We start from the raw sequence: 23,226 nt of genomic DNA, 5'->3' as shown, positions 1-23,226 counted from the left end.
ACGAAGCACACAAAGGTCATGAAGTTCCTTTGGCGTTTCTTCGTGTAGCTCCTCATTACTAAAATGTTGCTTCATACGTAATGTCAATTCGCACATTCGTCAGAGAGTCCGCATAGACAGCTCCGGGAAGAATGTGCCCTTCGCCATCCCAGTAGTTGGCGTAGAACAAGGATCCCTCCTTCACGAAGAAACTGTACTTGCCGGGAGGAAGCGCTACTTGATAGAAACCCGACCGGTTTGATTTCGTCTTCGTGACAAACCTTGTGTTGATCCTCTGGTAAAAGACAATGCCCTCACTTACCACTTGGTCGGATCGTGTCGCCTCATAGACATATATTTCCCTGCTGACTGGCGTGATTGTGCCTCTCGGAGGACCACCAGGCATGAAATCGCCTTTCCAGAAATAGACGATGCCCCATACGCCCTGCGTAATGGTCGGAAGAGTTTGCGAATCGGGAGGGACGAGAATCTGCTCGCCGACATCATTGCAACTGCATGTCAGCATCACGCTTGCAAGCAAGAGCAGGCACTGTTTGGCATTCATGATGTCCTCCTTTCCTTCCTCATGATCTTTCAAAACTTGACGTTGATACTTACTGCCGGGTACAACGGAAACAGATCCGGCGGATCAAATCGTACACTCCAACTTCTTCTTGGATCAGAAACGTCGCGCAACGTCCACGCAAACGGATCGAGCAAGCCGTAGCCGTTGAGCAGACGCAACGTAGCTTGAACCGGGAATCCCTCCCACAAAAATCGGTACGTCGCTCTCAGCTCAAGCCGCTGAAATCCCGGGAACCGTCCTCCGTTGATATCAAACGGCGCTTGAGCTTCCTCCACTCTGATCGGCCCGGGTTCTAAGTTTGCGGCTTTCGCAGCATCTCCGGAGCCTTGAGATTGATCCGAGGCGAGAACACACAACGCACCGAACGTCCAATTCTCATGACGTGAATACGAAAGAGAAACGAGCAACTCGTGCCGCCGGTCAAAGCGAGGCGTGTACGGTTCGCCGCCGTTCAATTCCGGGAAGCGGTTCTTCGAGTTCGAGAGGCTGTAGCGAACCATACCGGTAACGTCGCCCGCACGTTTATTGACGGTAACTTCCGCGCCGTACACCGTTCCTTCTCCAAAGAACATCGCGTCTGTAAACTCAATGGCCGACGAATCGAACACAAACTCGTGCAGCTTCTGCGTGACTCTGTAATATGATTCGACAGCAATCGAATAGTCCCCGTCCCGAAACACCTTCTCCATCCCCAACGATACTTGCATCGAGGTTGCGGGGCGAACCGCATCTGTTGACGGGTAGATAAATGGAGTTGGATAGAAAACAAACACGCCGCTGTTGCGGTACGGATGAACAAATTGATTGACGGAGGAAAGAGATGAATACAGGCGCAACTCATCGTTGAGCCTGACAAGAATCGAGAAGCGGGGATCGACGGCGGAGAATGTTCCCAGCTTGCCGATGAAGGCTGTTGCCCTTGCCCCCAACTCCGCGGAGACTGCCGGACTCAATCGCCATTGATCCTGGAAGTATACCGCCAGCTCCCACGCCGCAACTCCGTTCAGCGACGCCGACGCGCCGAGCATCGAGAATTCGTTGATCATCCCGCCGAATCTGTGGCGGATCAGTTCAACCCCGCCGCGCATAGTATGGTATTCGTCGTAGAAATGTTCAGCATTTGCGCGCAAAGCAAAATCCTCAATGAAGTAGTTGGAGGGAAAAACTGCCGGCGTTGCCGTAATCCCCGCTGCAGGCAGACGATGTTCAATGTCAAACCCGTAACGCGAGTACACAGCAGATGCATGAACGAACAACGAAGGCGACATGATGCTCATCCACCGGAGATTGGCGGCCGCATTTCCCCAACCAAGAGAATTGAAGAGTTCCCGTCCGAAAGCATCTCGTGTAGAGTTATCGTACGAATCACGGCCAAAATATCCGCTGAAGAAAATCCTGCTGTTGCCGGCAAGCGTGTGACTCACCTTCGCCATCACTTCTGTCGTGCCGATGTTGCTGCGCGTGCCTTGAGCCGGATTTCGTTCCATCAACACATTCGGATATCCTCTTCTTCCGGAAAGAAGAAACGTGGTTTGTTCTGCAACCGGACCTTCGAGCATCAGACTTGAGCCGAGCGTTCCGACTCCGGCGACGCCTGAAACATCCTCGCGACCGTTGCGCAGCGTGACATCGAGAATGCCGCCGATGCGTCCGCCGTAGTAGGGAGGCACGCCTCCCGCAAGCGTTTGCACATCGCGCAACGCATCTCCGTTGAACGTACTCAACACGCCGCCGAAATGTGACGGATTGTAGATTCTTGCGCCTTCGAGAAGGTATTGGTTTTGATCAGATGGCGTGGCGCGGATGTACACGCCGCGTGAGATGCCTTCAGAGGCCGTGAACGCCGAGCGCTGACCTTCAACGGTAATCTCCTGCATCACAACATCGCGTGGGTATAATGTATGATTGATCGTTGTCGATACGCCCGCTTCAACGGTGAGCGACAGATTCAGTGTCTGATATCCTATCGATCGAATTGTCAGCAGATACGTTCCGGGACGAACATTCTGCAGCGAATAGAAACCGAATTGATTCGTTGAACAGATGCGATGAATCTGCTCCCCTTCTGGCGATTCATGACGCAACAGAACCGTTGCATCAACAAGCCACTCGCCCGTTAGTGAATCGGTGATTGTTCCCGAAATCGTAGCAGGCGGAATCTTGCGCTCGACCGGCTGTGCCTGCAACACGACTTGCGAGCCGACGACACGCGCAACAAGCGATTGATGTTCAATCACTTTCTTGATTGCTTCCTCGAAATTGCATTCGTCGCATTCGGCCGTCACCTTCTTCCCCGCAATATCCTTTTCAAGATAGATGAGGGGAACGGAATACCAACGCAGCAATGAATCGAGAGCTGAGTGAAGCTCCATCTCACGAAAGCGGAAAGTGCGGGTCGTCTCGCTGGTCTGAGCAGTGATTGATTCACTGCAGAGTACGCACAGTGCGCAAAGAAAGAGAATATGTGCCGGAATTCCTTTCACGACTAATAGATGAAGTATTCGTTCCCGTTGTGTTTGAATCTTCTTCCCGTGAGTCCGCACAGCGCAGTTAGTGCCGAATCCGCATTCCCGGCGTGAAGCACTCCTGTCACCGCTTCCTGCTTCACATTCCCATCTTCAAACTTGATCGTAACATCAAACCGCATTTCAATCTCACGGCAGGCAGCTTCAAATGCCGTACGATTGAAAAACAACTCCCCTTCCATCCAGCCGGGATACTCCGGCGACGGAATGATGCCCCTCCTCCCGGGGAAATCGTTTTGCGCAACAACTGCCATTTCGTTTTGCGTAAGTGTCAACGAACTGTCTCTGCCGTCTCTTGATGCCGTCACCCTCACGATGCCCTTCGTCACGGCAACTTCCAGCAATCCGTCGCGGGAGCGGAGATTGAATTCCGTTCCGACTACTTGAACCTCGGCAACATCAGTCGAGACGATGAATGGCGTTTCATTGTGGCGGACGCGGAAGTATGCCTCGCCTTTCAGCGAAAGCAGCCGCGGCTTGTCCGGCTTTAGCTTCTGCACAACAAGCTCGGTCGCGTAGTTGAGCGTCACCTCCGAACTGTCTTGGAGAATCAGCCGCGTCTGTTGCCCGCGTTCTGTGATGAACGTATCGCGTGAAGACGAGCCGGGGGTGAAGTAGAAGTAGCCGCCGATGATTGCCGCGACAAGAATCGCAGTCCCGTACGCGAGCCGCGGAATCAATCGCGCTTGTGCACGCCTGGAGTCAGTCGCTTGCTGCTCAAGCGCACGCTGCAGACGAAGCCACTGTGCATGAGTGTTCGTGTCTATGTCTTGAAGCAAGCGAATATTTTTCTCGACGATCGTCTCTACGTCTGAGGCGGTTTCTCTGTGTCTGCGGATCACGAAGGAGCGTATACGCCGGTGAAATGAGAGCATACTCATTTTCCTCATCTACGTTGGAGTTGGCTTCTGTAGACTGGAACAGAATACAGAAGTATTCTGTCGTAAGAGTCCTGTTTGTACACCAGAAAGATGTACCTATTGCCCGGCAACTTGAGACATTCCGCATGAAGCACATAGGTACACACACATCGGCAGAGATTAGCTGCAGTGTCGGCAATGGTCACTATGATCGAGTCGTTTCGAATTTGTTGATCAGTTAAAAAACGATTACTGTCCGGACAGCAGTTTGCCGCCGCGCAGAAATCCACGCTGAGAACATCGTCAAATGTGTACGAGAAGCAAGAATCCTCCAAAAGAAGGTTCCTGTTCCAGACGGAAGGTCGACAGCCTGGAATTTGTGTCACAGAAACCGAGCCTGTTTCGGGAGGAAGGGACTCATCACAGCCGAAATAGAGAACCGGCATCAAAACGACCGGGGCGAAAAATATGCAACTGCGGAATTTCATTTACCAAACTCCCAACATGATTATTTCTTGAAAGCAGAGAACGGCCCCTCCGCCATCACACCCGGAAAACCAATCTGCGCCCAACTGCCGCGATACGCTGTCCCCGCGACCATGAACCAATGTGCAGGCCAGTGTGTCAAAGGCGGTGTAGTTGTATGCGAGTAGTGGTCGTTCATCACTCGATGTGCCAGCATCCTCGCACGAAGAAATGAGCGGGAGAAGAAAACAAAACATAACAAATATCAGATTTTTCATACGCATCATGTCTCCGATGTGGCAACTCTGCAATGTAAACGACCAAGTCCTGCCTATCCCCCAAACGTCTTTGAAAATTTATCTTCCCGGACGGCATTGCACCTCTCGCACACTGTCCCTACTTTCTACTGTATTGCAACTCTCCCGCGGAACCATGCACGAAGACGACAAACCCCTTCTTGAGCGCTTGAGAAATTCCGACATGGAGGCATTCCGGCTTCTCTTCGAGAAATACCAGCCAATCCTCTTTCGTTATGCGCTTGCAAGCATTCGTGATCCTGATACGGCCCACGACATAGTGCAGGAAACATTTCTCCGCGTCTGGAATCATCGGACGTCGCTGAAGCCCGATCTCTCCTTTATCGCATACCTGTTCCGCATCAGCGGGAATCTCGTGCGTGACCATGCAAAGCACCGTGAGGTACGATCACGATTGGAGACGAACATCCCTCCTGCCGCTCCTTCTCTTCAAGACAATCCTGAAACTGCTTCACATTCCAATATGCTTCAAGAGAAGATTGCAGAAGTGATCCAAACAAAACTGCCGGTGAAGTGCCGTGAGGTTTTTCTTTTGAGTAGAATTGAAGGATTGTCCAACACGGAAATCGGCGCCGCGTTGAATATCAGCGTCAAGACTGTCGAGAACCAGATCACACGGGCACAGAAGATCTTGCGAAAACATCTGCACAAGTATGTCTGAAACTCCGGTTGTGACTTTCCCCTCACCTGCGTATCTTGCTTCACAAACTCTTGATTCCCGCAATGCAGAAGCCTGAAAGGACTCCGATGTTCGTCAACATCACAAAACAAGATGGCTACGCCATCGCTCAACTCAATCGTCCCGAAGTACTGAACGCTCTCAACATTCAATTGATGACGGAGCTGGTTGATGCTCTTGAAGGACTGGACAAAGATGACGACGTTCGCTGCATCATCCTCACCGGCAATGAAAAGGCATTTGCCGCGGGAGCCGATATCAAAGAGATGGCTGACGCATCGGCAATTGACATGCTGACGCGGGATCAGTTTGCACGGTGGGATAGAATTCGAAAACTGAAGAAGCCGCTCATCGCAGCCGTCAGCGGCTTTGCGCTCGGCGGCGGATGCGAGCTGGTCATGAGCTGCGACATGGTGATCGCCAGCGAAACGGCGAAATTCGGCCAGCCCGAAATCAACATCGGCGTGATGCCGGGTGCGGGCGGCACACAGCGCCTCACCCGCGCGGTCGGCAAAGTAAAATCAATGGAAATGGTTCTCACAGGAAGAATGATTTCTGCCGATGAAGCATTGCGCTGGGGACTCATCAACAAAGTCGTGCCGGTGGAATACTATCTTGAGGAAGCGAAATCGTGGGCAAAAGAGATCGCCTCAAAGCCGCCAGTCGCCGTGAAGCTGGCAAAGGAAGCAGTGCTCAAATCATTCGACACAACCATCGAAGGCGGACTCGAATTCGAGCGGAAGAATTTCTATCTGCTCTTCGCTTCGGATGATCAGAAAGAAGGGATGAAGGCGTTTGCGGAAAAGCGAAAGCCAGAGTGGAGAGGGCGGTAGTTGAAAGGATTTGATGATACGACCCGGGTCGTTGTGGAACGTGAAAAGCTCTCCGCATATTTATTGTCTGAAACCCATTCTTCCGGGAGCGCGAAAGCTAGGCTCTTCAAGGCGATTGGCTACACGATAGACAACCAGGCATCGCTTCGGGATCAGCTTGTAAGTCTGGCACGATTTGGCGAGATTGTTCAAGAACAAGAAAGCAAGTTTGGAACCAAGTATGTGATTGACGGCGCGATCGCAACTCCTGCCGGCCAAACAAGCTATATTCGAACAGTGTGGATTCGAAACCGTGGCAGCAATGTTGTTCGCTTGGTTACAGCATATCCAATGAGGAGGAAGAAATGATTCGGGAACATAATATGGTTGCTTTGACTCGCGACATTGATACATACGGGCTCAAAGCAGATGATGTCGGTACTATTGTTCATTGCTACCCCGACTCCACGGCATTCGAAGTAGAATTCATCAAGACTGGCGGAGATACTATTGCCGTCCTTACACTGGAACGTGAGGAGATACGGACATTGGAAGAAGAGGAAATTCTCCATGTAAGAACCGTCAAGGCCGAAGCTGCTTAGCGACTCATTCTTTTCTATTTTTCCCTACATATATCCCATGCCCGATTTCCAAACTCTTCTCTACCACAACACCGGCGGCGTTCTCACCATCACGATGAACCGCCCGGAAAACTACAACGCCTTCAATGAACAGATGAAGAAGGAGATGAACGACGCGTTCAAGGAGGCGGAAAAGGATGCCTCCGTTCGCTGTATCGTTCTTCGCGGGGCGGGAGAAAAAGCATTCTGTTCAGGGCAGGATTTGAAAGAGCATCAAGGCTCAAAACATTCGCTGAAAGAATCGCTGGAGAAATCGTACAATCCCCTTATCCGCAAGATAAGAGGAATTGAAAAACCTGTTGTCGCGATGATCAACGGCGTGGCAGCGGGCGCGGGATGCAGTGTTGCGCTCGCCTGCGATATGCGCATCATGTCAAGCGAAGCGTACATGTTGCAGGCATTCGTCAACATCGGGCTGGTGCCGGATAATGGCGCGCATTGGTTTTTGCCGCGGCTTGCCGGGATGACGCGGGCGTTCGAGTATGCCGCAACGGGAAGAAAAATCCCTGCTGATGAATGCCTGCAGGCCGGACTCGTGAACCGCGTCGTGAAGCCGGCCGAGCTTGAGGCCGCAACGATGGAACTTGCCTCCGCTTTCGCCAAGGCCCCCACACGGGCAATCGGCCTGATGAAACGAGCGTTCAACAAGGCGCTTCAATGCGACCTTGATTCGTTGCTCGACTATGAGGCATACATCCAGGAAATTGCTTCGCAAACGGAGGATGCCAAAGAAGGTGTCAGGGCGTTCGTCGAGAAACGGAAAGCGGAGTTCAAAGGGAAATGAAGTCCGTAATAAAAACCATCGGCGTTATCGGAGCCGGAACAATGGGAAGCGGCATCGCCGAAGTTGCCGCGCTTGCAGAGTTTGCCGTCGTGTTGCATGATGTGTCACACAAGGCGCTCGATGCCGGACTCGATCGCATCAAGCACAATCTCAACCGTGCTGTCGAGAAGAATCGCATTACGGCTGTCGAAGCAACCACCGCGTTTTCCCGCATCACAGCCAGCGGGACGTTCTCGACACTTGAACCCGCCGACTTCGTTGTTGAAGCGGCGCTGGAGAACCTTGCAATCAAAAGGGACATCTTCGAGAGGCTTGACGCTATGCTTCAACGGGAAGCAATTCTCGGGACCAATACTTCTTCCCTTTCTGTTACATCCATCGCATCAACAGTCCAACGACAGGCGAATGTCATCGGCATGCACTTCTTCAATCCTCCGCCGCTGATGAAGCTTGTGGAAGTTGTGCGCGGAGGGCAAACCTCCGACGAAACAGTTGCCGCCACGGTTGACCTTGCGCGCAGGATGGGAAAGACTCCCGTCGTATGCAAAGACACGCCGGGGTTCATCGTAAACAGAGTTGCCCGGCCGTTCTACGGTGAAGCGTTGCGATTACTGGGAGAAGGTGTTGCCTCCGTTGAAGAGATCGATAGAATCGTAAAACTTGAAGGCGGCTTCAAAATGGGGCCGTTTGAGTTGATGGATTTGATCGGGATTGACGTGAATTATGCCGTCACAAACTCGGTGTACGAACAATTTTTCCACGAGCCGAGATTCCGGCCCCACCCGATCCAGCGGCAAATGGTCGAAGCCGGAACGCTCGGGCGCAAAACGAAAAAAGGATTTTATCAGTATTGACTTCCGGTATGGCTTTGAAGACAATTTGCATAGTCGGTGATGAAGCGCTAGTCAAGGAATACACTGCCCTTGCATCGAGCAAGGGATACAGGTGTACTACGACTCCTTCAAAGACAACCACACTCGCACTGGAACTGACGAACATCTCAATCGAAGACAAGCAGAAGAATCTCCGCCGGCTTGACAAGAGTCTGCACAAAAACATTCCGATTCTTTCATCCTCTGTTACTGTTACGGTTGCAGAGCAGAATACCTGGATACAACATCCCGCGCGGCTTATCGGTTTTGGGGCATTGCCGACTCTGCTTCACGGATCGTTGCTGGAGTTTGCTCCATCGCCCTTCACGACGGATGCTGTCAAGGCCGCTACTCAAGCGTTTGCTGAATCTCTCGGAAAGCTAACCTCGTTCGTTCACGATTCGGTCGGGCTTGTTCTTCCCCGCATCCTATGCTCCCTCATCAACGAAGCCTGCTTTGCGTTGGGCGAAGGAGTTGCCGACAGAGACGACATCGATACGGCTATGAGATTGGGAACCAACTATCCCGACGGCCCTGTTCATTGGGGTATGCAGATCGGCTGGCGGCAGGTTCATGCCGTGGTTGCAGCATTGCATCGCCATTTTGGTGATGAGCGGTACCGTGCAGCTCCGGTGTTGAAGAGGGCTTCTTTTCAAGGTATGACGTGAAGAATTTGATTGTGAAATGATTTTCCCTATCTTACTCTGCGTAAAAAAACGATCTTCAGGAGAGAGGAAATGAAACGACGACTCGTTTTAGCAACTTGCTTGTCAATTGCCGCCATGTCGGTGTACGCTCAACCCAAAATGGAAGTTGTTGGCGGAACAAAATTCGATTTCGGTGATGTGTACCGCGGCAAGAAAGTCGACCACAAAGTCGTGGTAAAAAACACCGGGAATCAGACACTTGAACTCGGCAGAGTTGATGTCTCTTGCGGATGCACCGGAACAGTTGTGTCGAACAACTCCATCGCTCCGGGCAAAACCGGTGAAGTTCTTATCACGTTCAATTCGACGAACTTCTCAGGCAAAGTGACAAAGAACGTCACCATCAATTCGAACGCCACCAACTCGCCTGTCGTCGTCGAGTTTTCGTCCAATGTCATCCAGGAAATCGTCATCTCTCCCCAGCAATTCTGGTTTCGGGATGCCGAAGTGGGGCGCCCGAGTGTTGCAAAAATCTCCCTTACGAACAACAGCAACATCCCGATTACACTCACGAACTACACGTGCAACCTGGCGGGATTCAAGTTGACCCTTCCGACCAGTCCGGTCAAGCCGGGACAATCCGTTGAACTCACGGCAGAATTGAAATCCGACAAAGCCGTTTCCGTGTTGAATGACGGGGTGTCCATCAAAACGTCGAGCCAGAACGAACCCGATGTTTTTGTGAGAATTTTCGGATCGGTAAGGGAATTTAAGTTTCAGTAGATGTAGTGACGCTTAACTTGGGCGACCTTGAGTCGCCTTTTTTGTTTTTGGGGAGGAGGTTTCAAGTCTCTCATCAAACCTTTATATTACCCGCACTTCAATTCCATCAATCACGTCACAACCTATGCAACGATCACGAAACGCCGTTATAGTCTCAGCCCTCAGAACGCCGATCGGGAAATACGGAGGCGTTCTGCGCGACGCCCGTCCCGATGATTTGGGGGCGCTCGTTATCAAGTCACTTGTCGGGAAGGCGGGAATTGATCCGACGCTCATCGATGATGTACTGTGGGGATGCGCAAATCAGGCAGGCGAGGATAATCGCAATGTCGGTCGCATGAGCGCGCTGCTGGCCGGATTGCCTCACAGCGTTCCTGCAAATACCATCAACAGATTGTGCGGATCGAGCCTCGATGCAATCATTCAGGCGGCTCGGGCAATCTGGAGCAATGATGCCGACATCATTCTTGCAGGGGGAGTCGAAAGCATGAGCCGTGCCCCCTACTCTGTTGCAAAGAATCAGTCCGGTTCGTTCGGCAACATCACGGCATTCGATACGGCGCTCGGCTGGCGATATCCGAATCCGAAAATGGAAAAGATGTTTCCTCTTGAGTCGATGGGTGAAACGGCCGAGAATGTCGCGGAGAAGTACAAGATTCTGAGAGAAGAACAGGATGAGTTTGCATTACGCAGTCATCAGAAGTCGATTGAGGCGCAGAAGGCTGGACGCTTTCGAGACGAACTGATTCCGGTTGAATTGCCGTCGAAGAAAGCCGAACCGGTTGTTGTCTCGCAGGATGAAGGCCCGCGGGCAGATACGACACTCGAGAAGCTGGCGAAACTTCCGGCAGTATTCCGAAAAGGAGGAAGCGTAACACCCGGCAACTCCTCTTCGCTCAACGATGGCGCCGCGGGAGTAATTGTGACGAGTGAAGAGAAGGCCAAGCAACTCGGCTTCAAACCGATGGCGCGTATTCTCTCAACCGGGATTGCCGGAGTTGATCCACGATATATGGGAATAGGCCCCGTGCCTGCAACACAAATGGCGCTGAAGAAGGCCGGACTCACAATTGCTGACATGGATGTGATTGAACTGAACGAAGCCTTTGCTGCTCAATCAATTGCCGTTATTCGAGATTTACAGATTCCGATGGAGAAGCTGAATCCCAACGGCGGAGCAATCGCCCTCGGCCACCCGCTCGGTTGCAGCGGCGCAAGAATCATGACAACATTGCTTCACGAAATGCAACGCCGCAACGCCCGCTACGGATTGGCAACGATGTGCATCGGGGTGGGGCAGGGGGTGGCGGCGGTGGTGGAGAAAATCTAGCCTTAACACGTTTACACAGTGGTTGAAACAATGCGCTTTCAGCCTTAGATTGTATCTGGACAATCGCAAGAGGAACATTATGGAAAACACAGTAAAATCCCTGAAAGCCGTAGAGCTTGCTGGACACATTGACAGCCAACAACAGCTTCATCTGGATGAGCCTGTCGGTATCCAGGGTCCGACTCGAGTACGGGTCTTGATTCTTGTTCAAGACTATGATGAAATCGAAGAAGCCGAATGGCTGAAAGCGCTTTCCCGAAATCCGGCGCTGGATTTTCTGCATGATCCGGCCGAGGACATCTACGAACCCACAGACGGGAAGCCATTCCATGACAAAGAATAAGGTCGTCCTTGTTCCGTTCCCTTTTGAGGACTTCTCAGCAGTCAAAGTACGTCCTGCCGTCTGCCTGACCAATCCGATTGGAAGTTTCCGGCACGTCATAGTTGGATTCATCACTAGCAAGCTGCCGGAGGAGATTCTCGACAGCGATGTTATTGTGGAGCCCAGCCTTGAAGGATTTGAGGCAACCGGACTGCGGGTTCCTTCTGCAATTCGACTGCATCGCCTGGCAACAATCCCAACCCGAATTATCAGAAGTGAAATTGGAATTCTACCCCCTATTCTCGCCGGACAAGTGAGCTTAAGACTGAAGAAGTTGTTTGAATAATCCCTACTCATGACACCTCAAACCATCACCTGCCCGAAATGCGGGCACGTTTTTGAACCGACGGAAGCGTTCTCTCATCAAGTCGAAGAGAAGCTCCGCGCTGAATACGAGAAACGCATCTTTGCCGAGCGGAATGCCGTCGCAACCAAAGTCCGGCAGGAAGTTGAACAACGCCTTGCCACGGACTTGAAAGATCTTCAATCTCAAAATGAAGAGAAGGAAAAGCTGCTGCGCGAAGCGAGGGAAAACGAGCTGATGCTGCGCAAGCGGCAACGGGAGGTGGAAGAACGGGAAAAGAATCTTCAGCTTGAACTCGAGCGAAAGCTTGAGGAAGAACGGAAGAAGGCCTGGAACGAAGTTGCAGCAAAGCTCGCCGACGAGTATCGTCTTCGGGACGCGGACAAAGACAAGAAGATGCACGATTTGATGACGCAACTTGAGGAGATGAAGCGTCGTGTCGAGCAGGGTTCGCAGCAAGCGCAGGGTGAGGTACTCGAGATTGAACTCGAAAACCTGTTGCGCAACACGTTCCGGACGGATGAGATACTGCCTGTTCCCAAAGGCGTACGCGGCGCCGACGTTATCCAGAAAGTCAGGACACAGCTCGGAAATTTCTGCGGCATCATTTTGTGGGAGTCAAAGCGAACAAAGAACTGGAGCGACGGCTGGATTCAGAAGTTGAAAGACGACCAGCGTGACTTGAAGGCAACCGTTGCCGTCATCGTCTCGACCGTTCTTCCGAAAGAAATCAAACACGTCGGCAACATCGAAGGCGTGTGGGTGTCGGACTTTGCCGCAGTTGAGGGACTCGCGCTCGCTTTGCGAACCGGCCTGGTGGAGGTCGCCCGGACACGGGCTTCCATCGCAGGCAAAGGCGAAAAAATGGAACTCGTGTACAATTATCTTTCGGGGCAGGAGTTCCGCCAGCGCATCGAAGCCATCGTCGAATCGTACGCCTCGCTCACGGAAGATCTCGAATCCGAGAAGCGGGCAATGGAAAAACTCTGGGCGAAGCGCGAACAGCAACTTCAGCGCGGGGTCAAAAGCATGGCCGGCTTGTACGGCGACTTGCAGGGCATCATCGGCTCGGCGCTGCAACCGATATCGAAGCTCGAACTCCCTTCGGCAAATCTTGATTTGTTTGAAGACGAACAGTAAGCCCTTCCGAGCTGATTCACTGTATAACTCCGATTGTTTGAGGAAATCCCCCCTTTTTGCTATCTTGACTCACAAGATTCACCTTTCCTATCAACCAATTTCCAATAGAAGGAGCCTCACCGTTGCGAGAGTACGGGCTGTATATCGACAACGAGTTCATTGACGCATCGGACAAGCAAACTTTTTCGGGCATTAACCCGTTCAATCAGGCAACAATCGCCTCGTTTGCCCGCGGCGGAGCCGCCGATGTCGAGAAAGCCGTTGCCACTGCACGCAACGCGTTCGACAACGGCCCGTGGCCCCGCATGTCACGCGAGGAACGGTCGGGCTACCTCAAGGCCATCTCCGACAAAATCAACGAGAACAAGAAGCTGCTGACAGAACTTGAAGTCCTCGACTCAGGCTCGACGATCCGCAAGGCAGGCGAAGACATTTACCTGAGCGCCCGAAATCTCGCAAGCTTCGCAAAGTTGGGGCTGACGGATTTGGACGGAGAGCTTGAGGGAGTGTCGAAGCCGGGGTTCAGCAAGAATCTGCTTTTGCGGGAACCGATTGGCGTGGTTGCCGCAATCATCCCGTGGAATTTTCCGCTCAAGATGGCAATTTGGAAGTTGGGTCCGGCACTTGCGGCTGGCAACACCGTCGTTCTCAAGCCTTCCGAAGAAACGCCCGTCACCGTCATGGAATTGATGAGGCTGATTCAGGATGTCGGAATTCCGAAAGGCGTCATCAATGTTGTCACCGGATACGGCTCCGAAGCAGGCGCGGCGTTGGCAAGTCACCCGATGGTGGATAAGATTGCGTTCACCGGCTCGACAAGAACGGGACAAGCCGTGATGCGGGCTGCCGCAACGAATCTCAAGAAAGTCACGCTCGAATGCGGCGGCAAATCCGCCAACATCATTCTCGACGATGCAGATGTGGAGATGGCGATCGACGGCGCCATCTACGCTATCTTCTATCACGCCGGACAATGTTGCGAAGCGGGAACACGCCTTCTTCTACCCAACTCAATAGCAGATGAATTTGTTGCGAAGCTTGTTGCGAAAACGAAACGCATTCAGCTCGGCGACCCGATGCTGCCGACGACACTGATGGGGCCGCTCGTATCGAAGAAGCAATTCGATACCGTCATGGGGTATATTGAGAAAGGGAAGGCCGAAGGCGCAACACTTCTCACCGGCGGGAACAAACCTGCTGTGCCCGAATGCGAAAAGGGATTTTTCATCGAGCCGACAATCTTCGATCACGTCAACAACAAATCTGTAATTGCACAGGAGGAAATTTTCGGACCGATTCTTTCCATCATTCGATATAAGACGATCGATGAGGCTGTTCAGCTTGCGAACGACTCGATATACGGACTCGCCGGAGGAGTTTGGTCGAAAGATGCGGAGAAGGCCATGAGTGTAGCGAGACGTCTCCGCGCGGGAACAGTCTGGATCAACGAGTGGCATTTGCTCAACGAGCGAGCCCCGTTCGGCGGTTACAAGCAAAGCGGCATAGGCCGTGAATTCGGCATTGACGGCATGAAGGAGTACATGGAATCAAAACACATCTACATCGACGAGGTGGGAGTCCGTGAAAAGAAAACATGGTACGATACGGCTGTTCCAAAAACCTAAAACCGATGCGACACCTCCGTGCATCTCCTGACAATGAATCAAAACACTCATCCAACAACACAGGAAAAACAATGAAAACAACAACATTGCTTCTGATAGGCCTCACGGCGATTCTGCTTGTCGGTTGCGGCGAAAAGAAGATGGAGCCGGTAATTGTGGGCGAGATGCAGGAATATCGAGACCCCGGCATGGGCTGGTCAATCAGTTACCCGAAAGATTGGCCTTCGCTCAGCGCTGAAGTCGGGCGGGCGCGTTTCTACAATGTCACGGGCGCTGATTTGAAATTCCGCGTTCCTCATGAGCCGGGCACACTCGGCGTTGAAATCGCGGTTGACGTAACCAAAACAGGGGATGCAAAAGGCGATATGGCTAAGAGTATCGCTGAAATGAAAACGGCGGGCTTCCAACTTCAACCGGAAGAGCAAGTGATGGTGGGTGATATTTCTGCAACAAGAGTGAAGTTCGGCGCCAACTACGGCAAGAACAGTATCATCTACGGACATCATGTTTACCTGGAAAAAGACTCGATGCTGTATAACATGCGGTTTGCAGGTTTCGGCCAACTGTACGAAGCCTACGCACAGGTGTTCGAAGCAGCGCTCAGTTCATTCAAGCCTGCAAAGAAAGCGGAGCCGGGGCGCGATGAGACATTGCCGTCAGAGTCGTTTGAGACATTCAATGGAAAGCTTTTCTCATTTGACTATCCGGACAATTTCAGCACAACGAATCCTTCCAAAGGAACATTCGAAGAAGTGGCCGAGATGCGCGGCAGGCGTCTCGATTGCACAATCCGGTTCGATGTGTTCGATGCAAAAGAACTGACGCTCGATAAAGTCTTCGATCAGAACAAAGGAAAATTCCGTAACGCAACCGCAGGAAGCACAACTGTCGGCGGGCAGCCTGCAAGAACGCTGACCCTGGCTGCACGAGCCGACGTCATGCGTAAAGTGTATTTCGTTGTCCACAACAACAAAGTCATTCGTATCACCATGGATTGGTTCAGACCTCAAAGCGCCGACTACACAGCAGCATACGATAAGGTGATTGCTTCCGTGAAATTCAAGTGATGGTGCAACCTTCGCACACCGAGTCATTGGATTGCAGCACGCCTGCCGATTCAATGACTCAGTTGTGAGAATCCTGCCGTGTTGCGTAACAACGGCTGACATGCATTTGACAAGTTCCACATTTCGGGAGATTCTGTGACGCGAATTTTGCAGGCAACAACACGCGCTGAAGAATATGAATTGCGTGCCAAGTACCTGAAAGACGACTATCAGCTTTCCGGCGACGGGCCCGCATCGACGGCATTTCGTATCAACAAAGTCCTTCGAATGGTTCCGTTTTCTCCGGGCGACAAGGTGCTCGATATCAGTTCGGGCAAGGGACTCCTCTTCGAATTAATTCACGATAAGGTGTCAGAGTGCCGCGGCCATGATGTTGCCCCTGCAATGGTCGAGCGTATCCGCCAGAAGTTCAAGGACGCAAAGAATGTCTCCTTTACGTGCGGGCCATCCAGCGACCTTCCGTACGACTCGGGATATTTCGACAAAGTACTGATGACGGGAGCATTCTGCCTTCAGGAGACGAGAGAAGAATGCATGAAGACGCTCTCGGAAATCCGTCGTGTCGCCAAGGATAATGCCGTGATATTTCTCAGCGACATTGCGGTAGTGGATGAATCGAAACTTGTTCCTGAACATGTGCCGGCAGTTCAAAGACTCATGCGACGCATCAACCAGGACGGGCCTGTCGAGTTTTTCGCCAGTCTCCGGCGTTACCTTTTCCAGAGAATCCGCATCGCACGGGGAACCGAGCCTGTTCTCATCCCTTCAGATCGGGGCATTTGGTTCGACGATGCAGTGTTTGTCCGGATGTGCAGGGAAAACAAACTTGATGCGGAAGGATTTCCCACTGAAGAAATCACGGGCACGTCACGTTCCCGGTATGACTATCTTATCAAACCAGTTTCATAGCTTGGAGATGTTCCAATGAAATCACTTCCCCTGCTTTTGGTTGGCATGTTGTTGCTTCTGCCGTCTTTGTCTGAAGCGCAAAACCGGGAACAGCCGCTCAGCCCCCGAGATTCCGTATTCTGCCTGATCGACACGAACATGATCTCCGTGAATTACGGTCGCCCCTCCATGCGCGGCCGGAACATCATGGGCGAGCTTGTTCCCTGGCACCAGGTCTGGCGAACCGGCGCAAACGAAGCCACACACTTCAAGACGAACTACGACATGCTGCTCGGTGGTGTTCCTGTTATGAGAGGAACGTACACATTGTTCACTCTCCCCTCGCCGACCGGCTGGAAGATCATTCTCAACAAACAGCGCGGTCAATGGGGAACCCGGTACGATGCAACGCAGGACTATGCGCGCTTCGACGCGATTGTCGAAGAGCTTCCGGCACCCGTCGAGACACTCACCGTTGCGTTCGACGCAACGGGCATCACCAGCGGGCGCATGAAGATGATGTGGGAGAAAACGATGGTGTGGACACGGTTCGAAAAGGCCGACAACATTCGCCCTGTCAGTCCGTTGGATTCCACAGAGGTATTCCTCGAGAACCGGAAGGTGAAGGTGAAGTACAGCAAGCCATTCATGCGCGGAAGAGAAATTTGGGGCGTGGTTGTTCCTTTTGATTCAATCTGGAGAACAGGCGCCAACATGGCAACCGTTCTGGAGACGGAAGGTGACATTACGATCGGCGGCGCAAACGTACCCGCCGGGACCTACACGCTGTATTCAAAACCGGCAGCCAAGGGATTTCATTTGATTGTCAACAGGAAAGGACCGGGACAAGCCTCGTACGATCCGTCCCAAGACCATGCCCACGTTGAACTGACGATGAAGAATGTTGATAAGCCTGTTGATCCGTTCACGATTACGCTTGAACCCACCGGCCGTAGCAACACGGCAATACTCAAACTTGGCTGGGGAGATCGTGAATACGCGGCCGATGTTGTTGTGAAGTGATCTTTTGAAGAAGGGTTCTGCTTTTTAAGGCGGCGGAGCCCTTCTCACAACAAACTCGTATCTGTATTCTTCAGCATCAATACCGGTTATTCCCTCCTTCAACACCTCCCGTACACGCACAACGTAGCTCCCTTCCCGTGCAAGTTGTTCCCGCGTGAGAGTAACAAGAAGGCTGCGCATTCCGTCTTCTTTGTTCGAGGGTTGGAACAGTTTCTCGATCCTGATTCGTTCCCCTGCCGGTGGAGTGATATCGACCCTGTATCCTTCTGCAATTGCTGAATACTCGACGGGAACAGTCACATCCGCCAGAACAACATCATCCTCAATAACGAAAACCTGCACCCCGTTCCGTGTTGCCGATGGATGTCGCAGCGTTCCTGCATACGGCAGCGCGATTGCCATACGCCTTACCTGCTCTGCCTTCGGCGAGACAACGGAAGCAGTTTCCTTTGCCTGTGGCTGAACACCGGCTTGCTGCGGCGGAGATTCATTTGATTTCAGATAGATACCCACTGCGATAACAACGGCGAGAAGGGAAAACGCCAACGCAGGGCGGAGAAATTTTCTTCCTGTAAGAAATGAAAAGAGGCTCAGCGTACTTGCAGGTTTTCTGACCGTACGGGTTTCTTGGGTTGATTCCTGAATGAGCGAAAGCTCATCACGACACGATTCGCATGACCGCAAGTGGTTTTCAACGAGCAACCATTCCTCACCCGCGGGCAATGTCCCCCCGGCAAACCGGACAATTTGTTCCGCGGACGGGTGTTGTTGCGCATACGCTGCGTCCGCCAACGTTGCCTGCTTCATCCCCTGCCAGAATAGAAGTTCTTCCTTCAACTGCGGATGAGCTTCCAAAGCCTGCTGAACATCCTTTTCCTGCTCCGCCGAAAGCGAACCTGAAACATACAGGGGCAACAGTTCTTTTACTTCATTGAGCGTCATGATCCTCTCAAGTATATAGCCGCTTCAATCGGCCGGATGTTACAAAATTCAGGTGTTTTTCCGAATCCATTCCATTGCCTTGTCCTTGCAGCGCAAAAGCCTCACACGAAGGGTACCTTCCGAAATACGGAGCTTTTCTGCAATTTCCCGGTATGTCGATCTTTCGGTAAACAGCATATCCCACAACTCGCGACACATCGGGTCTGCAGCCGCCCGGGCACGAAGATAGATCTCCATATTCTCCTTCAACAAATAGATTTCCGCGGGGTCAGGATTTTGGAGTGGCAGGTGTTTCAGTTTTTCCTCCATCGCCTTTCTCCGTTTCTCGCGCCGCACGGCATCCACAGCAACACATTTGACGATATGGTGTATAAGTCCTTTGGGTGATGAAATGGGAGGCTGATTCGGCTGGGAAACAAGCTCGAAGAGGTTCATGCTTGCCTGGGAAACGATATCTTCCCGAGAGAGAGAATCCGTCCAATGCAGACGCGATACGGCCTCGCCAATCCAGCCGAGAACAACTTTCGTACTCGCTGAGTTTCGCAGTTTAAAACCTTCAATGAAGTCGGTATCCGTCACGGGAACTCTGCAGGCAAATGAACGGGATTGGTATCGACTGCTTGGTAGGGAACATACGAAGTTTTCCGGCACGGGTCAAAATGTTGTTGCGGATTCTTGTGGGAAATTGTACCTTGAACAGGACGTTCTTTCACATACCCTCATTCAGATGAAAGACAAGCTCTTACCCCCCGAGCTCAGGCACCCGGCCGGCATTATTGGCCTCACGGGTATTGCGCTCATCCTCCTCGCAGAAACCCACACGTATACTCTACTTTTGGTTTCCATTTGGTCACCGGTCGCACTGTTCGACTTCGGTCGACGGTGGCTGTCGCTACGCAGATGCGTAAACAGAACACCTGCGAAGGTCTTTGTTGCAGGAACGGTTTTTGTTTTTGTGATCAGACAGCTCTTCGTCAATGATGCCCTCGTTATGCCGGGTACTTTCTACTTCCGGGAGATTTCGCGGTTCGGCGGCGGGCCGTTGGGTGAGCCGAACTTCGAATCCCTTGCCATCGCATGTATTGGAGGAATGAGCTTCCTTCAGATTGCCCGCGCAATCCGGCAAATTGATCTCCCGTCAACAGGGATACTTCGTATTGGATTTGAAACGATGATGATGGGGATTGGAGTGTGGGGATTCTTCCTCGGCATCAATTTCCTTGGAGAACGCCACGGCATCTTCTCGCAAGATGTTTACATCATCTCGACGGCAATCTTCAACGCGCACTTCACCAATCCGCATCGCATCTTCATTGTGCCGCCGATTGCCGCGTTGTATGTGGTTGCGGTGTTGATGGCGGTGAGGAGATGTTTCTCATACGGCAGCAATCGTGAGACTTCAGCGTGAAGAATCGCCTCTTACTTTTTCTCATCTTGGCAACTACACCCGCTTCATCCCCTGCTCAAATCTGGGAGCAGTATGTTCTTCGCGCAGATTCGATCTTTCGTTCAAACCCGAAGGATTCGGCCACCATCGTCAATTCACTTCTCGAATCGGAGAAAGAGTGGTACTACATCACAACGGACACAGGAACGGCCAGAATATTCAATCCGGTCGGTGAACCCCTTTGGTTTGAGCAACCGGAATACGGAGTCAACGAAGAGTTGATCCATCGTACCATGGAAATACGAGTTGCGCTGCTCGGTCGTAATCATCCGCATGTGGCAAGAAGTTTGGAGCGGATTGGCATGCTGCATACACGATATTTCCGCCTTGAAGAAGCCGGGGAGGCATTTGCAGAAGGCCTCCGAATTTACGAAGCGACGTTAGGCCCGAACCATCCCGACCTTGGACGCATTCTCCACTGTGTCGGCTTCACCCACAGATACCAGTATCGCTTCGATGAAGCTGAGAAGTATCTTTCCCGAAGCCTTCAGGTACGGGAAGAAGGGCTGCACCCCGACGACCCGATGATCAGCTACAGCCTCAATGGGCTTGCTCACCTTTATTTCAATTTGGGACGATACAAGGAGGCAGAGCAACTGTACAAACGCGGAGCGGTCATTCGTGAGAAAGCGTACGGCCTTTATGAGCAAGCAGCTATCGGATCGAGAAGCAATCTTGTCCGGCTTTACATGACCCAAGGAAGGTATGAGGAGGCTGAACAGATACTGCACGGTCCGTCGGGACTGTTCAATCGTATCAACACTGGTTCCCAACAACTTATGAAGCTATACTTGCTGAAAGGACAGTTTGATCAGGCCATAGAATACGCCACAGCATCAATCGCACAACTCACGCAACAAATCGGGGAAAACAGCCCCTTTGTTGGAGATGTCTACTGCTTTCTCGCACAGGCTCACAGAACAAAAGGCAGTCTCACCGAGGCCGAGCAATGCTACCTGAAGTCAATAGAAGTCCTTGAAGATCAATCAACAACCGGCACGGGCTTGGAAGCGGGATTGCCCCGATTGCTGCTCGGTGAACTGTATTGTCAGCTCAGCCGGCTGGATGAGGCAGAGGTTCTGCTGAACAGGGTTGTTCGTGATCGCGAGCTTCTGTACGGATCCGCTCATCCGACTTTGGCGACAGCGCTTGAGTCGCGTAGCCGTTACCACCTGTTGCGAGGCAATACAGCCGATGCTCTCGCCGACGCTGCTTTGGCATTTGATATCCGTCGTCGGCACTACGATGGAGCTTTCGAAGTCATGGCGGAACACGAGGCGCTTGGCGTTTTTCAATCGTTAAGAGAGTCTGCCGGAAACTACTTTTCCAGCTTGCTGAAAGACTCACTTGCCGACGCAGAGTCGCTTCGACATGCCTTCGACGTTCTTCTTTCCGTAAAGGGAAGGGTTTCTGATGGAATGATTCAGCGTCAATCCCGATTGAAGGGCGGTGTCTCAAATTATCAAAGCCTTCTCGACAACTATCTGTCTTTGAAGGGTCGCCTTTCAAGTCTGTATTCACAAGGGCCCAACCCGGCATCCCCGTCGGGGTATCGTACTGCCCTGGACTCACTAACCTTGCTCGTGAGAGATCTTGAATTCGAACTGGTGTTGCAAAGCCGGGATTTTCGCATAGTCAAGTCGGAAAGCAATGTCACAAATGCAGACCTCCTTACCTCGCTGCCGAACGGGATAACCTTGCTTGAGTACTTTCGATATTCGAAATTCTATCCAGAGAATCACGCGTCCCTTGATCACTACCTCGTCGCCATCTTGAACACTAACGGGACTATTGCCCTGCTTGATCTTGGTTCATCAGACAGCATCGACCAACTAATCGCCGATTACCGCAAACACTTTCTTCAGGTTTCCACAAAAAAGCAAGTCCACATTTCTGACGATAAAACCTATGCATCAATAGCACGGAGCCTTTATCAGAGTATCTGGACACCGGTTTTGAAACACATACCTTCAGGCACAACGGGAGTGTTTATCGCCCCTGATGCCGGGCTGAATCTGATAGCATTCGGGGGATTGATGAATCGCGAAGGGCAATATGTCATCGAGCAGCATCCAATCCATCACCTCACGAGTTCGAGGGAGATACTCCGCCTGCGAGAAGAAGATTCTTCGGCAATCGGATTGCTCTTGATGGGCAATCCTGATTACCATGCCTCAGCCAGAAAGCGTGTCTTAACGGGCGGACTGCGGAGATCGGAAGAAAACCGCACAGCATTTTCATCTTTGACGCGCAATGTCCGAACCGATTGCTCTCACCTTAACCAAATAACTGTATCGCCCCTTCCTGCTTCGGAAGCCGAAGTGCTGGCCATTTCTCGCAGTTGGAATCTGATGTCCGAGAATTCACTTCAGAGAATGTACGTAGGCCCGGAAGCAAGCGAAGAGAACTTCAAACAGAATGCAACTGGTAAACGCGTGATCCACATTGCAACCCATGGCTATTTTCTGGGCGGCGAGTGTACCGAGGCGTCAAACTCATCTGGGACGTTGAAAGAGAACCCGCTTCTTCAATCCGGCCTTTTCCTTGCAGGCGCCAACCTGCACGGCAAAGACGCGGATTCCCTCGGCACCGAAGACGGCATCCTCACCGCTCTCGAAGTCTCCGCGATGGACTTGCGCGGCACCGACCTCGTTGTCCTCTCCGCGTGCGAAACCGGCCTGGGCAAAGTGGAACAGGGCGAGGGCGTGTACGGGCTCCGTCGTGCATTTCAAATGGCGGGAGCCAAAACCGTAGTCAGTTCCCTCTGGAAAGTGCCGGACAAGGAAACCGTCCAGTTCATGAAAGCCCTCTACGCCACCAAAGCCAAAACCTACCCTGAACTGATGCAGCAGGTGGCGCTGAAGCGCATCCGCGAACTCCGCCTCCGCGGCCGCCCGACGCATCCCTTTACATGGGGCGCTTTTGTGGTAACGGGGGATTGGAGAATCAGGGGCGTAGAGACGGGTCGGTGACCCGTCTCAAGCGAACAACCAAAGTAATGAAAAACGGGTCGGCGACCCGTCTCAAGCGAGCAACCAAAGTAGAAGACGTCTCCCTGTGCCCTTGACGACGTTTCACCGATATTCTAACGCACGTGTTTTCCTGTTGAGACGTTTCACCGAAACGTC

Annotated in this window: 24 protein-coding genes; 18 read left to right on the top strand and 6 right to left on the bottom strand. The window is 52.2% G+C overall.

Going from position 1 to position 23,226, the window contains the following annotated elements; genetic code table 11:
* Positions 1–58: 58 nt before the first annotated feature.
* The 4 genes from KF749_09795 to KF749_09780 all read right to left on the bottom strand — a co-directional run bounded on the left by KF749_09795 (position 59) and on the right by KF749_09780 (position 4,614).
* Complete coding sequence (locus KF749_09795) at positions 59–544, bottom strand: hypothetical protein (GenBank protein ID MBX2991451.1); 486 nt, start codon at positions 542–544, stop codon at positions 59–61.
* A 29-nt stretch (positions 545–573) separates the two neighbouring features.
* Positions 574–2,937 carry a TonB-dependent receptor gene (locus KF749_09790; protein MBX2991450.1) on the bottom strand — a complete coding sequence of 788 codons (2,364 nt, stop codon included), beginning with the start codon at positions 2,935–2,937 and terminating at the stop codon, positions 574–576.
* A 113-nt stretch (positions 2,938–3,050) separates the two neighbouring features.
* A complete protein-coding gene (locus KF749_09785; GenBank protein MBX2991449.1) occupies positions 3,051–3,869 on the bottom strand; it encodes a FecR domain-containing protein in 819 nt (272 codons plus the stop codon).
* A gap of 589 nt (positions 3,870–4,458) precedes the next feature.
* Positions 4,459–4,614 (bottom strand): hypothetical protein, encoded by a 156-nt coding sequence (locus KF749_09780; GenBank protein ID MBX2991448.1) that lies wholly within the window; start codon positions 4,612–4,614, stop codon positions 4,459–4,461.
* A gap of 233 nt (positions 4,615–4,847) precedes the next feature.
* On the opposite strand from KF749_09780, the gene KF749_09775 reads away from it, so the two are divergent.
* From KF749_09775 to KF749_09700, 16 genes are all read left to right on the top strand, one after another.
* The gene (locus tag KF749_09775) at positions 4,848–5,393 is read left to right on the top strand and encodes an RNA polymerase sigma-70 factor (GenBank protein MBX2991447.1); all 546 of its coding nucleotides are present in this window, start codon (positions 4,848–4,850) and stop codon (positions 5,391–5,393) included.
* Between the two features lie 86 nt (positions 5,394–5,479).
* Positions 5,480–6,244: an enoyl-CoA hydratase/isomerase family protein gene (locus KF749_09770; protein MBX2991446.1), complete on the top strand. Its 765-nt coding sequence runs from the start codon at positions 5,480–5,482 to the stop codon at positions 6,242–6,244.
* Entirely contained in the window at positions 6,245–6,592 is a 348-nt protein-coding gene (locus tag KF749_09765) for a hypothetical protein (GenBank protein ID MBX2991445.1), read from the top strand.
* Positions 6,589–6,825 (top strand): DUF4926 domain-containing protein, encoded by a 237-nt coding sequence (locus tag KF749_09760; GenBank protein ID MBX2991444.1) that lies wholly within the window; start codon positions 6,589–6,591, stop codon positions 6,823–6,825. Before KF749_09765 ends, KF749_09760 begins: the two co-directional genes overlap by 4 nt.
* Before the next feature lie 37 nt (positions 6,826–6,862).
* Positions 6,863–7,648 (top strand): enoyl-CoA hydratase/isomerase family protein, encoded by a 786-nt coding sequence (locus KF749_09755; protein ID MBX2991443.1) that lies wholly within the window; start codon positions 6,863–6,865, stop codon positions 7,646–7,648.
* A complete protein-coding gene (locus KF749_09750) occupies positions 7,645–8,502 on the top strand; it encodes a 3-hydroxybutyryl-CoA dehydrogenase (GenBank protein MBX2991442.1) in 858 nt (285 codons plus the stop codon). Before KF749_09755 ends, KF749_09750 begins: the two co-directional genes overlap by 4 nt.
* 8 nt (positions 8,503–8,510) lie before the next feature.
* Positions 8,511–9,188, top strand: a complete 678-nt coding sequence (locus KF749_09745) for a 3-hydroxybutyryl-CoA dehydrogenase (GenBank protein ID MBX2991441.1) — start codon at positions 8,511–8,513, stop codon at positions 9,186–9,188.
* 69 nt (positions 9,189–9,257) lie between these two features.
* The gene (locus KF749_09740; GenBank protein MBX2991440.1) at positions 9,258–9,950 is read left to right on the top strand and encodes a DUF1573 domain-containing protein; all 693 of its coding nucleotides are present in this window, start codon (positions 9,258–9,260) and stop codon (positions 9,948–9,950) included.
* 124 nt (positions 9,951–10,074) lie between these two features.
* Positions 10,075–11,280: a thiolase family protein gene (locus KF749_09735; GenBank protein ID MBX2991439.1), complete on the top strand. Its 1,206-nt coding sequence runs from the start codon at positions 10,075–10,077 to the stop codon at positions 11,278–11,280.
* Between the two features lie 79 nt (positions 11,281–11,359).
* Positions 11,360–11,623: a hypothetical protein gene (locus KF749_09730; protein ID MBX2991438.1), complete on the top strand. Its 264-nt coding sequence runs from the start codon at positions 11,360–11,362 to the stop codon at positions 11,621–11,623.
* Positions 11,610–11,948 carry a type II toxin-antitoxin system PemK/MazF family toxin gene (locus KF749_09725; protein MBX2991437.1) on the top strand — a complete coding sequence of 113 codons (339 nt, stop codon included), beginning with the start codon at positions 11,610–11,612 and terminating at the stop codon, positions 11,946–11,948. Before KF749_09730 ends, KF749_09725 begins: the two co-directional genes overlap by 14 nt.
* 9 nt (positions 11,949–11,957) lie before the next feature.
* On the top strand, positions 11,958–13,106 hold the full coding sequence (locus KF749_09720; GenBank protein ID MBX2991436.1) for a DUF2130 domain-containing protein: 1,149 nt from the start codon (positions 11,958–11,960) through the stop codon (positions 13,104–13,106).
* Between the two features lie 122 nt (positions 13,107–13,228).
* On the top strand, positions 13,229–14,731 hold the full coding sequence (locus KF749_09715; protein ID MBX2991435.1) for an aldehyde dehydrogenase family protein: 1,503 nt from the start codon (positions 13,229–13,231) through the stop codon (positions 14,729–14,731).
* Between the two features lie 71 nt (positions 14,732–14,802).
* The gene (locus tag KF749_09710; GenBank protein MBX2991434.1) at positions 14,803–15,798 is read left to right on the top strand and encodes a hypothetical protein; all 996 of its coding nucleotides are present in this window, start codon (positions 14,803–14,805) and stop codon (positions 15,796–15,798) included.
* A 135-nt stretch (positions 15,799–15,933) separates the two neighbouring features.
* Complete coding sequence (locus KF749_09705; GenBank protein MBX2991433.1) at positions 15,934–16,707, top strand: class I SAM-dependent methyltransferase; 774 nt, start codon at positions 15,934–15,936, stop codon at positions 16,705–16,707.
* Positions 16,708–16,722: 15 nt separating this feature from the next.
* Entirely contained in the window at positions 16,723–17,709 is a 987-nt protein-coding gene (locus KF749_09700) for a DUF2911 domain-containing protein (protein MBX2991432.1), read from the top strand.
* A 24-nt stretch (positions 17,710–17,733) separates the two neighbouring features.
* Here the strand turns inward: KF749_09700 and KF749_09695 are convergent, their stop codons facing one another.
* Positions 17,734–18,651 carry a hypothetical protein gene (locus KF749_09695; GenBank protein ID MBX2991431.1) on the bottom strand — a complete coding sequence of 306 codons (918 nt, stop codon included), beginning with the start codon at positions 18,649–18,651 and terminating at the stop codon, positions 17,734–17,736.
* Positions 18,652–18,699: 48 nt separating this feature from the next.
* Entirely contained in the window at positions 18,700–19,230 is a 531-nt protein-coding gene (locus KF749_09690; protein MBX2991430.1) for a sigma-70 family RNA polymerase sigma factor, read from the bottom strand.
* Between the two features lie 376 nt (positions 19,231–19,606).
* Here KF749_09690 and KF749_09685 point away from each other — a divergent pair, with 376 nt between their 5' ends.
* Positions 19,607–20,059 carry a hypothetical protein gene (locus KF749_09685; GenBank protein MBX2991429.1) on the top strand — a complete coding sequence of 151 codons (453 nt, stop codon included), beginning with the start codon at positions 19,607–19,609 and terminating at the stop codon, positions 20,057–20,059.
* Entirely contained in the window at positions 20,056–23,070 is a 3,015-nt protein-coding gene (locus tag KF749_09680; GenBank protein ID MBX2991428.1) for a CHAT domain-containing protein, read from the top strand. Before KF749_09685 ends, KF749_09680 begins: the two co-directional genes overlap by 4 nt.
* Positions 23,071–23,226: the final 156 nt, after the last annotated feature.

The organism is Bacteroidota bacterium, assembly GCA_019637975.1.
Taxonomy (GTDB): Bacteria; Bacteroidota; Ignavibacteria; order UBA10030; family UBA6906; genus CAADGV01.
This window is presented reverse-complemented; position numbering and strand designations above follow the sequence as displayed.

Bases quoted from the DNA above. Each gene is read 5' to 3' on its own strand.
- KF749_09795 (MBX2991451.1), bottom strand. From the start codon at position 544: ATGAATGCCAAACAGTGCCTGCTCTTGCTTGCAAGCGTGATGCTGACA.
- KF749_09790 (MBX2991450.1), bottom strand. From the start codon at position 2,937: ATGGAGCTTCACTCAGCTCTCGATTCATTGCTGCGTTGGTATTCCGTT.
- KF749_09780 (MBX2991448.1), bottom strand. From the start codon at position 4,614: ATGAACGACCACTACTCGCATACAACTACACCGCCTTTGACACACTGG.
- KF749_09775 (MBX2991447.1), top strand. From the start codon at position 4,848: ATGCACGAAGACGACAAACCCCTTCTTGAGCGCTTGAGAAATTCCGAC.
- KF749_09770 (MBX2991446.1), top strand. From the start codon at position 5,480: ATGTTCGTCAACATCACAAAACAAGATGGCTACGCCATCGCTCAACTC.
- KF749_09760 (MBX2991444.1), top strand. From the start codon at position 6,589: ATGATTCGGGAACATAATATGGTTGCTTTGACTCGCGACATTGATACA.
- KF749_09755 (MBX2991443.1), top strand. From the start codon at position 6,863: ATGCCCGATTTCCAAACTCTTCTCTACCACAACACCGGCGGCGTTCTC.
- KF749_09750 (MBX2991442.1), top strand. From the start codon at position 7,645: ATGAAGTCCGTAATAAAAACCATCGGCGTTATCGGAGCCGGAACAATG.
- KF749_09745 (MBX2991441.1), top strand. From the start codon at position 8,511: ATGGCTTTGAAGACAATTTGCATAGTCGGTGATGAAGCGCTAGTCAAG.
- KF749_09740 (MBX2991440.1), top strand. From the start codon at position 9,258: ATGAAACGACGACTCGTTTTAGCAACTTGCTTGTCAATTGCCGCCATG.
- KF749_09735 (MBX2991439.1), top strand. From the start codon at position 10,075: ATGCAACGATCACGAAACGCCGTTATAGTCTCAGCCCTCAGAACGCCG.
- KF749_09730 (MBX2991438.1), top strand. From the start codon at position 11,360: ATGGAAAACACAGTAAAATCCCTGAAAGCCGTAGAGCTTGCTGGACAC.
- KF749_09725 (MBX2991437.1), top strand. From the start codon at position 11,610: ATGACAAAGAATAAGGTCGTCCTTGTTCCGTTCCCTTTTGAGGACTTC.
- KF749_09720 (MBX2991436.1), top strand. From the start codon at position 11,958: ATGACACCTCAAACCATCACCTGCCCGAAATGCGGGCACGTTTTTGAA.
- KF749_09710 (MBX2991434.1), top strand. From the start codon at position 14,803: ATGAAAACAACAACATTGCTTCTGATAGGCCTCACGGCGATTCTGCTT.
- KF749_09700 (MBX2991432.1), top strand. From the start codon at position 16,723: ATGAAATCACTTCCCCTGCTTTTGGTTGGCATGTTGTTGCTTCTGCCG.
- KF749_09695 (MBX2991431.1), bottom strand. From the start codon at position 18,651: ATGACGCTCAATGAAGTAAAAGAACTGTTGCCCCTGTATGTTTCAGGT.